Source organism: Pandoraea pneumonica (assembly GCF_902459645.1).
GTDB lineage: Bacteria > Pseudomonadota > Gammaproteobacteria > Burkholderiales > Burkholderiaceae > Pandoraea > Pandoraea pneumonica.
The window spans coordinates 77,884-90,593 of sequence record NZ_CABPSK010000007.1 but is presented as its reverse complement, the minus strand read 5'-3'; the positions used below and the strand labels follow the sequence as shown (position 1 = coordinate 90,593).

Below are 12,710 nucleotides of genomic sequence, written 5' to 3'. Positions count from 1 at the left end.
GCCTGCGACGCGTCCCCGGTGCGTCCCCTTCGACTCACCGGGCTCATCAGGCTCACCGGGCTGACGGACGAACGCCGCCCAGCCATGCCATGCGGCGCCGGATCCACGCCTGCGCGGGGGCTTCAAAGCCGCGATAGACCCAGTGCGACAGCACGAACACCACCGTCAGGTAGGCCGCGAGAAACCCGGTATGCATCGCCACCGATGCGCTGGCGATGCCCCACTGTTGCAGCACGATCACGGTCGTGAGTTGCAACGGGAAGTGGATCAGATAGCTCGAATAGGTCGTGTTGCCCAGATGGACGACGGGCGCGGCCAGCCAATCGGGAATCCACGGTTCGATCACTTGCAACAGCACGATCGACACCGGCGCGATGACCGTGGCCGCGAGATACTTCGTGCCGCCGAAGACGGCGCAAAACCCAATCAACGCCGCATAGGCGACGCAACACAGTGCGACGGTCGCTAGACGGTGCTGTTCAATCGTCGCGCGCAATCGCTGGTAGATCAGGTGGACGGCGCCGCCCATGAAGAAATAGAAGGCGCAGAAGACGATGTTCGACTCGCTGCCTTTGATCTGCTGGTGAATCAGCCAGCCGCCTGCGGCAGCCGACAGGCCGATGAGCAACAGCGTCGAGACCAGCCCGATGCGGCAAAAGCGCGCGAGCAGGAAAAACGCGACATAGATGACGATCTCCGTCGACACGCTCCAGACCGGCCCGTTGAACGAGTCGGTATAAGGCGTGAGCCAGCCCGATGCGAAGATCACGTTCACGAAGAAATCGTAAGGCGTGTTGTACGGATACACGAAATACGCGTGATTCCCGCGCAAATAGATCGCCTGAAGCGCCGCAACGGCGATCAGCGTGACGATATGCAGGGGATATAGCCGCGAGAACCGGTTCAGGAAGAACAGGCCGCCGGACACGCCGCGTTCGACAATTCTGTCGAGATAGCGATTGAAGAAGATGAAGCCCGAGATCGTCCAGAAGACATTGACCCCGAGCCATCCGAAATCGTAGAACGGGTGCAGCAGCCCGTAGAGCGGCTGGGCGTCGTGCACCACGGCGATCGAGGCCGTCGCCGGCTGAAAGAAAAAGTGCTGGTAATGCCAGATCAGTACCGCGAAGGCGCTGACAAATCTCAGAATCTCGATACCGACCAGCTTGTTCTTGCTACTGCCCATCAACCTCAGCCTCGCAGCTTTTTCAACATCTTCAGTCCGCGCCGCACGACGGCGGAGTACAGCTCGGCGCCCTTGAGCACCGGATCGATGTGGCGCTCGTAAGGCTGAATGGTAATCGGGAAGTAGGGCGAGAGCTTGGCAACCACCTGATCGAGCGGAATCTGCGTGTTGCTTTGCACGACCGCGAACAGGCCATCGCTCTCGGGCGCGAAGTAATGCGCGGCGTCCCATTCCTGCATCTTGTCGGCAAACCACACGCTCTCGTCGGCGTGCAGTGTGCGCTGCGGCGGCACGGCCTGCGTGTGATAGCGCTCGAGCAGGCCTTCGTTCTCGGCGTTGAGCCAGTACAGCGTGTATTCCGTCCAGTCGACGGCATAGTTCGCGAGCAGCACGCGCTTCCAGTCGGTGCCATTCACCGCCTCAAGCCGCTTCTGCAACGACAGACAGAGCGTGCGCGAGAGCGTTGCAGGCGTCCACCAGACACCGTCGCGCGTCAGATGCGGATCGACGTCGAGCAATTTGGCCGATGCTTCCCAGTAGTACGGCTCGACGTTGCGCGACTTGAGGTGGGTGACCGCACGGCCGTCGACGATAAGCGAATTGATATCGAACGCATGGGTCGCGAAGCAATCGGGATCGAAGATCAGGAAGTACTCAGTCTCGATCCACTCCGGCGCATTGATCTTGATGATCTGCTGGCGATGCCAGTTGCGAATCTGGTGGCGTTGCGAGAACTCGGCGAACGCGCCCATGTACAGCGATTCGTCGATCACCTCGATCGGAAAATCAGACCACGCCTTGGCATAACCTTTGACTTCGTCGACCTCGTCGTGCGGCACGATGATCACGAACTTGTGGAACAGATCCGGCGTCGTGAAGTGGCGCAACGACGAAAACAGAATGTCGCAACGGCCGATGTTGTCGGCGTAGTGACGTCCCCGGGTCTTGATCGGCAGGATCGCGCTGATTTGTTGCATGGTCGTCAGTGTCTGAATCGAGGACGGCGGCTAGAAGGCTAGAAGAAGCGGTAGATCGCTGCCGGAATATACCCGCGGCGGTGCGTGAGAGCTACCCCGATCAGATGACCGCCCGCATCTTCGACTTGCGACTTCAGCCCGGCGATCACCGGCTTGCGCGTCGATTCGGCGCGCACCACGAGGACCGTAGCGTCGGCCAGCGAGGCGTTCTCGATGCCGGTAAAGGACTGGCTCGACGGCGGCGCGTGCACGACGATGTAATCGTGCGACTCGCGCAGCGCGTCGAACAACTGGGTCACCTGCTGCCACGAGGACGGAATGGCCCCGCTACGCGGTTGCGCCGTCACGATGTTGTGACCCTCGACACGGGTAAATACCAGCGATTCGAGGACGCCGGTGCCCGTGATCGCGTCGGTGCTGGCCGTGCCACTTCCACCGATGCCGGGCCACGTGAGCAGGCCCTGTGCATTGGGTTTGCCGTACAGCGGGGCGTCGGGCGTCGATGCAATATCGAGGACGACGATCGGCTTCGCAGAACGGTGCTCAAGCTCGACGGCGAGCCCCTGAATGACCGATGACTGGCCGTCGTTCTGGCCAGCGGCAAGCACCATCACCACCTTGGCGTGCGCGTCGGTGCTGCTGTTGATCGCTGCGATCATGCGGCCATACGCCATGTATGCCGGTCGGCTGACGGCTGGCTCGGCGCCTCCCGTTGCAGTCCCTCCAGCCGTGCCTCCAGACGTACTTCCCGCCGCCCCGGCGCGCCGCTCAGCGCCAAGCATCACCGGCGCATTCACCACCGGCAGCAGCAAAGCGCGTTCGACTTGCTCCGGGCTCAGGAACGTTTCGCGCAGGCTGGCGAGAATCAACACCGTCAGGGCCGAGATGAGCAAACCGGCCGCAATGGCTGCCGCAATCACCAGACTCGCGGCAACGCTGCGCTGCGACGGCGGGAACGGGGCTTGAATCACGCGCACGTTCGTGCCGTTGATCTGGCTGGCCTGACCCTGCTGCACACGGGCGAGTTCGACCTGGCGCGAGCGCTCCTTGAAGCTCTCGGCGAGGATGTCGCGGCGGGCCTGCAACTGGCTCAATTGGCTGGAAACGTCGCTCAGCCCTTGCAGCTTCGCGCGCGTGTCCTTGATCTGTTCGTCTAGCGCCTTCTGTTGTGCGAGGCCGCCCGCAATGCTGGCGTTCAGCACGGACAGGCGTTCTTGCACCACGTCGTAGTAGTTGTTATGACCCAGACGCGTCGCCGTCATCATCTGCTGCTTCTGGCTCGCGATATTCGCGCGCATATCGGCAATTTGCTTGTCGATGTTTTGCACGAACGGCGAGGTGGGCAGATAACGCGAGGCGAAGTCGGCGCGCTTGGTTTCGAGTTCCGACAGCGTGACCTGCATGCCGTTCAGGGCGCGGCTAGCTTCCGAATCGTCGGTATAGATCGGAATGGTCGAGCGCACGTCCTTCGTCGAGGCTTGCATCGACTGGAGTTCGCTGCGGTCTGCCAGCAGCTTGGCGTCGGTCTCGAGCTTGCGCTGCACCAGTTGGCTTTCCAACTGCACGGCGCGCGAGGTCTGATCGTCGATCTTGACGATGCCGTGTTTCTTTTGGAATGCGAGCAGATCGGCGTCGGCTTTGTCGAGTTGCTTGCCCACGTCGTCGCGCTGACTCACGAGCATGCTGACCCGGCCCGACGTGAAAATCGATGCGCGCTGGCGGAAGTATTTGTCGAGCAGACGGGCCAACGCATCGGCGGCAACCTTCGGATCGGTATCCGAATAGGTCAGCGTGATGGTGTTGGCAAGGTCGTTTTGCTCGATATGCAGCTTGCGCTCGAAGCTCTGCAACTCGCGGTCGATGTCACGCTCGGTGGCGCCGGGTCCGAGTTTGGACAGGACGACATCGCGGTGCAGCTCGGGGCTGGCGAGAATTTGCGCTTCCACACCGTTCAACTGGCCGACCGGTGGCTGGAGTGCCACGCCCACGTTGGCGTTGTTGGTCTGATCGTAGTAGCCCGCGTTGAGCACCAGCAGCGTGGCTTGTGCCCGGTACGGAATGGGCACCAGCAGCGCAATCAGAATGCCGAGTGCGACGATCCCCAGAAATATTGCCGTCGCAATCTTTCGGTAATAGAAGAAGGTGTTGAGATAGTCCCGGATCGTCAAATCGACGACAGCGGCGTGCCGGTCAGGCCTTGTTCTGGTCGTAATTGCCATAAGGATGCAAGTAGCGGTAGCGTTGCCGGGCCATCAAGTGTGGCTTCAAGGCGCATATCTTACGGAAGATCGTCCCCCGAAAGTCTCCCTAAATCGACTTTTTTCCCCTAAATCCGACATTCTTTCTTCGCGCTTGGCGAGAACGCCCAAGTGCACTAGAGTACGGTCCAAACCGACTAATCCGGGCCATTTTTGGCCCCTCGCCATCAATACCGATGAACATCCTCCGCCCGGCCTGCGTTCTCGCACTGATGACGCTGACAGCCTGTTCCCATACTTGGGTCGACACGAAATACCAGCAACCGGCCAATTTCGCGACGTGGGTCGATGCACCGCCATCCCCTTACCGCCTGTTGCCGGGTGACGATATCTCGGTCGTCCTGCCGTTCAACATCGAGCTCAATTACAAGGGCCGCGTGGCCCCCGACGGTACTGTTGCGATGCCGTTCGCCGGTAACCTGCCTGCTGCGGGCCAGACGCTCGCGCAGTTCGGTGAGACCGTCAATCGCGCGCTGGCCACCGGTGGCATGACTGCCAATGCGCACGCGCTGGTCGCGCTCACACAAACCGCCGGGCACATCTTCGTGGGCGGCGAGGTCGGCAAGCCGGGCGAACTGGCGCTCACGCCGGGCATGAGTGTGATGCAGGCGATCATCACTGCGCAAGGCATGCTCGACACGGCGCGCACCGGCGAAATCGTGTTGATCCGCCGCAGCCCCGACGGGCGTCCGATGCTGCGTACGATCGACGTGAAGGCGCTCACGCAACAAGGCGACCCGGCGCAGGACATCGTGCTGCTCTCCAACGACACGATCTTCGTGCCGAAGTCGTCCATCGCCGAAGTGGATCTCTGGGTCGACCAGTACATCAACAAGGCCATCCCGTTCAACAAGAACGTGAACTACGACATCAACGGCGCCCGTCCGTACTGATTGCCGCCGCCTTCGACCGGCCGGAGCAGCGCGCTGCCCCGGTCGGATGCCAAGTCTACTCACCGAATCCAACTGCTTCGTGACAGCCGGGTCGCCCTCTCTCGAATCGACAGCCGCCAGCGCCCATGCACCGGCGGGTGCGCTGCCGCCCGTCTTCGCGCAGGGGGCCTCGCGCCCGTATGTGCTGTGGTGCTTGATGCTGGTGCTGCCGATGTTCGGGCAAACCTTTCACTACATCACCGCGCTGTACCCGCTGTGGGCGCTGTCTAAGGCATTCCCGGTGCTCACGCTGCCGCTGGTGCTGCGCCTGGGCAGCCAGCCGCGCTTTCCCATGACGCGGCAGATGCTGCTGAGCTTCGCGTGGCTGCTGATCGTGCCGAGTTTCGCGGCCGTCATTTATTTTCACGAGAGTTTCTTCGTCAGCATCACCGCGCAGGTGAAATTGCTGCCGATTTTGTATTTCTTTTCCTTTCTGGCGCTACTGCTCATGCTCAAGCCGACGCTCTCCGAGCTAGGCCGGAGCTTCGTGATTTTAGGGGCCGTCGTCGTCGGGGCGCTGATCCTGATGTGGTTGTTGGTGCCCGCCAGTTGGTACAAGGAGACTTACGTCTTCGGTCAGGCGCCGTTCTTCACCGCTGACAGCCGCGGGCACCGCATCCGGATGTCGATGTATTTCCCGTTCATCCTGCTGTTCTTCTGTTATCGCCGGGCTTTTTTCGAGCGGCATGTCGGGTATTTCATCGGCGTGCTGGTCGGACTGGCCGTCGCCCTCCTGATCGTGAAGTCGCGCGCGCTGGCCATCGGTATTGTGGGCGTGCTGGTCATCAACACGTTTGTGTGGGCCCGTCCGCGAGCGCGCCTCGGGTTCTTGCTGCTGATGCCGATCTTGCTGGTGTCGGTGTTCTCGATGGGCTATCTGGCGACCATTTTCAGTGCGGGCGCAGAGACCGGCTTCGATACGCGCAGAATTTCTGCCCAACTCGCCACGCGCTTTCTCGGCAACGACCCCCTGCGGTGGCTCTTCGGGGTGGGCACGATCAGTCCGTCTAGCGGCGACACCCTGACGACCTATTTCCACCACTTTTTCTTCTTGGCGGACATCACGTGGCTGGGGATCGTGTTTGAGTTCGGCCTAATTGGCGCGCTCATCATTCTCGGCCTGCAACTGCGCGGACTCTTTTTCTACCGGCGCCTGCGCGCGGAAGTCGAGGACGATTTCCTCGGTGCGTTGTTCGACTATCTGAAATTTGTCCTGCTGGCCTCGTTCTTCTATCCGCCGACGCTTGCGCCCGGTGAGACTGCCGTGATTCTGGCGGTCTTCGCCTACGTTTGGCGCGCCGGCGGCTTCGATCGCCGAGCCGATCCCCGGAGTTTCCATGCGCGTACTGCGGCACCGTAGCCCTCGTTCCCGTTTGATTCAACTGGTCGGGGTGGCGTTGCTTCTGTCGGCCGCAGCCTGCACGAAGGCCACGCCCGGCGAGTTGGGCCCGGTCGCGATTGCCGTCGATGCCGCAGCCAACCGCCACGCGATCAATCCGTACATCTACGGCATTAACTTCGGCACGACGGCGATGTTGCAAGACTTGCGCGTGCCGCTCAACCGCTCGGGCGGTAACAGTGCGTCGGCCTACAACTGGCGGCTCGATGCGCGCAATGCCGGGCGCGACTGGTATTACGAGAGCCTGCCGGTCAATCCGGCCGATATCAACGACCAGTTCGGCGATCGCTTCGTTGCGCTCACGCAAGCGGCAGGGGCCACGCCGATCATTACGATCTCGATGCTGGGCCGGGTCGCCACGTTGTCGCGCGCTCGTGAGCGGCTCGCCAGCTTTTCGATTGCCAAGTACGGTCTGCAACAGAACTACGACGTGGATGGGCTGGCGGACGCGGGCAACGGCATTCTGCGCGACGGCACCCAAGTCGTGAACGATCCGAACGACGCCACGGTGCCCGACGATCCGGCCAGTCAGCAAGCGCGTGTCGCCGCACTGGTGCAGCAGTTCGGCCCGGCGCGCTCGGGCGGCGTGCGTTACTACGCCATGGATAACGAGCCGAGTCTCTGGCAGTTGATTCACAACGACGTGCATCCGATCGGCCCGCACGCCAGCGAGATAGCGGCGAAGGTGATCGCCTACTCACGCGCGGTGAAAGCGGCAGACCCAGGCGCGCAGGTACTCGCGCCGGAGGAATGGGGCTGGAACGGCTATCAGTACAGCGGCTTCGATCAGCAGCACTCCATCAAGCACGGCTACGCGCAAGCGCCGGACCGTGCCCGCGAGACGGGCGGCATGGCCTACGTGCCGTGGTTGCTGACGCAGTGGAAAAAGGCGGGCCGTCCCGTCGATATCTTTAGCCTGCACTTCTACCCGCAAAGCGGTGAGTACGAGGAAGCGGCCAACGGCAATTCGCAGAAGATCGCGCTCATGCGAAACCGCTCGACGCGTAACCTGTGGGACACGAATTACAAAGATCCGACGTGGATCAACAGCGTCGTCGCGCTGATTCCGATGATGCGGCAGTGGGTGGACACTTACTACTATCCCGGCACGCCGATCGCCATCACCGAATACAACTGGGGTGCCGACACGCGCATGAACGGGGCGACGGCGCAGGCCGATGTGCTGGGCATCTTCGGCCGAGAGAAGCTCGATATGGCCACCCGTTGGGGCACGCTCGATCCGGCCATGCCGGTCTACAAGGCGATCAAGCTCTACCGGAACTACGACGGCCACGGCGGGGCATTCGGCTCGACCAGCGTGGCGGCCACCGTGCCCGACCCCGATACCGTTTCGGCGTTCGCGGCGTTGCGCGATACCGATGGCGCGATGACCGTCGTGGTCATCAACAAACAACTCGATAGCGCAGCGAAGGCCAATGTCTCGCTGGCGAATTTCACCGGCGCGGGTTCGGGCGAGGTGTGGCAGTTGGTAAACAACGAACTGACGCGCGGCCCGGACGTGACTTATTCCGGCAACACGCTGCAAGTCGAACTGCCACCGCAGAGCATCAAGTTGTTGGTGTTGCGCGGCACGGCGCAGCCCCCGTTGCCGCCGGCAGCGGCAGGCGCAAAACCCGCCGCGAAATCCGCCGTAAAGCCGGTGAACTGACATGACCGATACCGATACGCGCACTCCGCCGGCGAAGTCCGGCGCGTCGATGATTCGCGGCAGCGTGATCAGTCTCGGCGTGCGTCTGCTCGATCTGCCCAGCCGTTACGGGTTTCACCTGCTGATTGCGGCGGCGCTCGGCGTCGTCGAGACGGGCAATTTCTATATCGTGTTCAGCACCATGGTGGCGCTCGCCGGATTCGGCCGCCTCGGTATGGATCAGGCGCTCACACGACAACTCGCCATGGACGTGGCGTCGGGGCAATTCGGTGCCGTTCGCCCGACGATTCGCCGCGCACTTTGGCAGGTCGCGCTCGCGTCGCTGGCCGTGTCGGCGCTGCTCGCTGGCGGTGCCGCACTCTTTGCCGACGATGTGCTCAAGAAGCCGGGCTTGGCGTTGCCGCTCATGCTGGGCGCTCTCTCGTTCGTGCCGCAGAACCTCGGCGCTGCCGTGGCCGGGGCGCTCGCCGGTTTGCAGCGCGTGGGCTTCAGCCAGATGATCTATTCGTGGCTCTGGCCTGCGATCTTCTGCGTGGCCGTGATTCCGCTGGTCGTCACCGGGCATCTGACGGTGATCAACGCGCTAGTGCTCATTGCCGCCAGCTTCACGCTCACGGCGATTGCCGGGGCCGTGCTGCTCAAACGGTTTCTGCGCGAGGTGCCGTTGCAGACGACGGCGCAGGGGGTGGCGCGAGGGGAAGTGCATCATGCGGCAACCGGGCTGCTCAAGCCCGGCCTGTCGTTGTTCTCGCTGGAACTCACCAAGCTTCTGATTACGTCGGCACCGGCCATTGTGCTTGGCATCGTGGCCTCGTCGCGCGAGACCGGGCTCTTTGCGCTGGCATGGCGTCTGGCGCTGGTCGTTAATTTGCTGATCAGCGGCGTGACGGGCATGGCGGCACCGCGCTTTGCCAGCCTGTACGCGCGTCAAGATATCGCAGGGTTGGAGCGCAGCGCGGCGCAGGCCATCGGGCTGGTGCTGTGTTTGGCGCTGCCGGTCACCGTTGCCATGCTCGTGATACCGCAGCATCTGCTGGGCTTGTTCGGGCACGGCTACGACGACGGCGCGACGGCGCTGCGCGTGTTGGCGCTCGGGCAAATTGCCGCCGCCTGCTTTACCGCCATGCCGGAATTGCTGGGCATGACGGCGCATACGCGGGCGCTGATGCGCATCAACGTGGTGTCGGTCGGGGTGCTGCTCGCAGGGCTGGCGTTGCTGGCGCCGCCGTGGGGCAGTGTCGGTGCGTCGGTCGCGGCGTCGCTGGCGATTGCCGTCAACGGCGCAGCCGCCACGTGGGCCGCGCGTCGACTGCTTGGGGTGTCGCCGCTGGCGGCGCTGCGGCGCTGGATTCGAGGGCTGATGGCCCGTCAGGCTTAGCGTGAACGGGCCCTGCCGCTGATTACGATCGGGCGGCCTCGGCTTGCACGGCGTCGCGCCATGGTGTCCAGGCAATGCCGAAGGTTTGCTCTGCCAGCCGTGCGTCGAGGCTGATGTCTTGCTGCCACAGACGCGCGAGCGACGGCGGAATCGGCGGCGGCAAGGTTTTCCAGCCGATCTTGCGGCCCGCGATCTCGGCGATCTTGAGCGCCGGGCCCAACAGCTTGGTTTCCAGCTTCAACTGGCGTGCACCAATGCGTTTGACCGGCGTTGCGCGTAATGCCATCGCGTAGGCGATGAAGTATTCGTTCCAACGCGGCGCGTCGGCCATGGCGAGGTTATATGCGCGGCCACCTGCGCTAGGCATGCGCAAGGCGCTCAGCGCTGCGCTCACCACATCGTCGACATGCACGAGATTGCTGTGCGCATCGCCCGCGGCACCGAGGTCGCCAAGACGGCCGGTGCGCAGCAATTGCGCGATGCGTTCCGACCATTGCGGGCTGCCTCCGCCGTAGACACAGCCCGGGCGCAACACTACCACTGACGGCAGGCCAGCGAGCGCCTGCTCAGCCTGCACTTTCGCGATCCCATACGCGCTCTCACCCGCGAGCGCAGCGCCTTCGTCGATCGGCCCCTGCACCGCGCCGTACACGGCCATCGAGCTGAAATACACCACCGGCACGGGCTTGCCGAGTGCGTTCAGCGCATCGCGCAACGCATTGGCATTGGCGACGATCGTCTCCGGCGACCCGGCAACGCAGTTCACCAAGCCGTCGACGTCGGCGAGCGCCGCACCCAGCGAGGCCGGGGAGAGCGCGTCGACAGCGCGCAGGCCGTCACCGGCACGGCGCGATGCGGCGACCGGTTCGGCCCAATCGGAGGCAGCCAGCGCTTGGACGACGTGACGGCCGATAAAGCCGGTGGCACCGGTGACGAGAATGCGGGCTTTCATGGGGCAGGCTCAAGTGAGGTTGGAATGGCTGACGGGAGCCGGAATGGGCAGGGCGGTCACGTTCGCCGCGCGTTTGAGGTGATCGGCAAGACGCAGCGCGAGCGCCACGATGCTCAGCGTTGGGTTCGCCTGGCCGGACGTTGGGAACACCGCGGCGCTCGCGATAAAGACGTTGTCGGCTTCATGCAAGCGGCCATCGGCGTTCACGACGCTGGTCTGCGGGTCGTGGCCCATGCGCGCAGTGCCAATATGGTGGCCGCCGTAGGCGCCGTAGCGCGTCATCTCGGCTTCCACTTCGGCTGGATCGTACGTGAAGCGGCCCACGCCCGTGCGCTCCACTTCCTGCGCGAGGGCTGCCAACGCGCGGGTCACGGTCGCCACGTCTTCGTCGACATAGCGCCAATCGATGTGGATGCGGCGTTGCCCCAAGGCGTCGCGTTCGTTACCCAACGTGATGCGGCTGTCCGGATTGGGGGCCTGCTCCGCGTGGAAGTCGAGACTGAAGCGCAGGTTGGCGGGGCGCACGATCACCGAGGGGAATTTGCGCGCGGCTAGCGTGCGCTTGAGCGTCCAATGCGTCAGGAAGCGCACGGTATTAGGCGCGTCGACGATGACGTTACGGAAGTGCGCCAGCCAATTGGCGAGCGAATTGTCGGGCGAGTCGCCATAGAGACGCTTGGCGTACTCATACGGCACGATGGGGCGCGCGAGATAGAGCGCCGACAAAATGCCGCTGCCGTGGCCCGCATCGGGAATACGCGGGTGATGTAGCCGTGCGATGAAATTGCCCGCTTGCATGGCACGTTGGGACTGCGGACGCAACGCAATGCGTCGGCGGCAGTAAATGCCTTCTTCCGAAACGTCGTAGCCGTGATGCACGGAGGCCGCGCCCGAGAGGTCCATCGTGCCGATGGTCCCGGCGATATGACACATGTAATACCGGCCCACGAGATCGTGGGCATTGCCCAAGCCGCGACCGCTCACACCGGGGCTGTCGAGCAAGAGGCGAGGGACTTCCAGGCCGCCGGTCGCGAGTACGTAGGCGCGTGCCGCCACGGTGAATGTCTTGCCGTCGAGCGTGCGCACTTCGGCCGGGCCGACGAGGCGGGTACTGCCGTCGGCCATCGGCAGCCGGCACAGGTTCGCGTGCTTGATGACGCGAACACGACCTGTGGCCAAGCGTGCACGGTAGCGCGCGCCGAAATCGGTCGGACAACTGAATCTTTCGAGCGTGTTCGTGGTGAACACGTCGCTCTCGAAGCCACCGATCATCGGCGGCGAGGGGGACGCCGGTGGGACGAACGCCTGTTCTGCTGTGTAGGCGAACTCGCCTGCTTCGCATAACGCATTGGCCTGCGCGTACCACGGCATCAAGTCGTCGAGCGTGATGGGCCAGCCGCTATGCGGCATGTAGTCGCGCGCTTCGAAATCGATCGCATCGAGCGGCATGCAGCGCCCGCCCCACAGCGTGGTCGAGCCGCCGAAGGTGCGCACGCGGTAGCTTTCGGTCGGCGGGTGGAGGCGCGTGTCGGCGACGGTGCCTTCGTAGAGTTTTTGCGTGGCAGGTTCGGGGGTGTCACCGCCGCTCTCGAGCAGAATGACGTCGAGTCCGCTCGCCTCAAGGGCCAGCGCGAGGGAGATGCCAGCGGCACCCGCGCCTGCAATGCATATGTCGGCTTGCAGGCGGGTACCGGAAGGAATGTCGTGTGCGTCGAGAATCATCGTCTGCGGCAATTAGCGGTGGGCTAACGGCAATGAGGGAAGGGGCAGGACGGACAGCCGCTGCGATGGTAGCCGATCCACGTCCCCAAGACGATGACTTTCCAAAATCTGCCCCGCACGTGTGGCGAAAAGTGTTACTGACGCGTCAGGCCCGCTGCTACTATCGTGCCTGCCGCGCGAGGGTGGCACGCGTGGGTGATGAACATGAGTGACACGCGGCGGTGGCAAGATAACCCG

General features: G+C 63.4%; 9 protein-coding genes. 4 read left to right on the top strand and 5 right to left on the bottom strand.

Going from position 1 to position 12,710, the window contains the following annotated elements:
• Positions 1-52 precede the first annotated feature (52 nt).
• From PPN31114_RS25155 to PPN31114_RS25145, 3 genes are read right to left on the bottom strand one after another with little or no spacing between them, the layout of a single operon-like run.
• Positions 53-1,186, bottom strand: coding sequence for an acyltransferase family protein (locus PPN31114_RS25155; RefSeq protein ID WP_150682266.1), 1,134 nt, complete (start codon positions 1,184-1,186; stop codon positions 53-55).
• Positions 1,187-1,191: 5 nt separating this feature from the next.
• Positions 1,192-2,163 (bottom strand): DUF6492 family protein, encoded by a 972-nt coding sequence (locus tag PPN31114_RS25150; protein WP_150682265.1) that lies wholly within the window; start codon positions 2,161-2,163, stop codon positions 1,192-1,194.
• 38 nt (positions 2,164-2,201) lie between these two features.
• The gene (locus PPN31114_RS25145; protein ID WP_150682264.1) at positions 2,202-4,382 is read right to left on the bottom strand and encodes a GumC family protein; all 2,181 of its coding nucleotides are present in this window, start codon (positions 4,380-4,382) and stop codon (positions 2,202-2,204) included.
• A 215-nt stretch (positions 4,383-4,597) separates the two neighbouring features.
• On the opposite strand from PPN31114_RS25145, the gene PPN31114_RS25140 reads away from it, so the two are divergent.
• The 4 genes from PPN31114_RS25140 to PPN31114_RS25125 all read left to right on the top strand — a co-directional run bounded on the left by PPN31114_RS25140 (position 4,598) and on the right by PPN31114_RS25125 (position 9,799).
• Positions 4,598-5,314 (top strand): polysaccharide biosynthesis/export family protein, encoded by a 717-nt coding sequence (locus tag PPN31114_RS25140; RefSeq protein ID WP_150682263.1) that lies wholly within the window; start codon positions 4,598-4,600, stop codon positions 5,312-5,314.
• Between the two features lie 79 nt (positions 5,315-5,393).
• Positions 5,394-6,713 carry a hypothetical protein gene (locus PPN31114_RS25135; protein ID WP_246182745.1) on the top strand — a complete coding sequence of 440 codons (1,320 nt, stop codon included), beginning with the start codon at positions 5,394-5,396 and terminating at the stop codon, positions 6,711-6,713.
• Entirely contained in the window at positions 6,691-8,421 is a 1,731-nt protein-coding gene (locus PPN31114_RS25130) for a glycoside hydrolase family 44 protein (RefSeq protein WP_150682261.1), read from the top strand. Before PPN31114_RS25135 ends, PPN31114_RS25130 begins: the two co-directional genes overlap by 23 nt.
• Position 8,422: 1 nt before the next feature.
• A complete protein-coding gene (locus tag PPN31114_RS25125) occupies positions 8,423-9,799 on the top strand; it encodes a lipopolysaccharide biosynthesis protein (RefSeq protein ID WP_246182744.1) in 1,377 nt (458 codons plus the stop codon).
• A gap of 22 nt (positions 9,800-9,821) precedes the next feature.
• Here the strand turns inward: PPN31114_RS25125 and PPN31114_RS25120 are convergent, their stop codons facing one another.
• The gene (locus PPN31114_RS25120) at positions 9,822-10,751 is read right to left on the bottom strand and encodes an NAD-dependent epimerase/dehydratase family protein (protein WP_150682260.1); all 930 of its coding nucleotides are present in this window, start codon (positions 10,749-10,751) and stop codon (positions 9,822-9,824) included.
• Between the two features lie 9 nt (positions 10,752-10,760).
• A complete protein-coding gene (locus PPN31114_RS25115; protein ID WP_150682259.1) occupies positions 10,761-12,473 on the bottom strand; it encodes an FAD-dependent oxidoreductase in 1,713 nt (570 codons plus the stop codon).
• Positions 12,474-12,710: the final 237 nt, after the last annotated feature.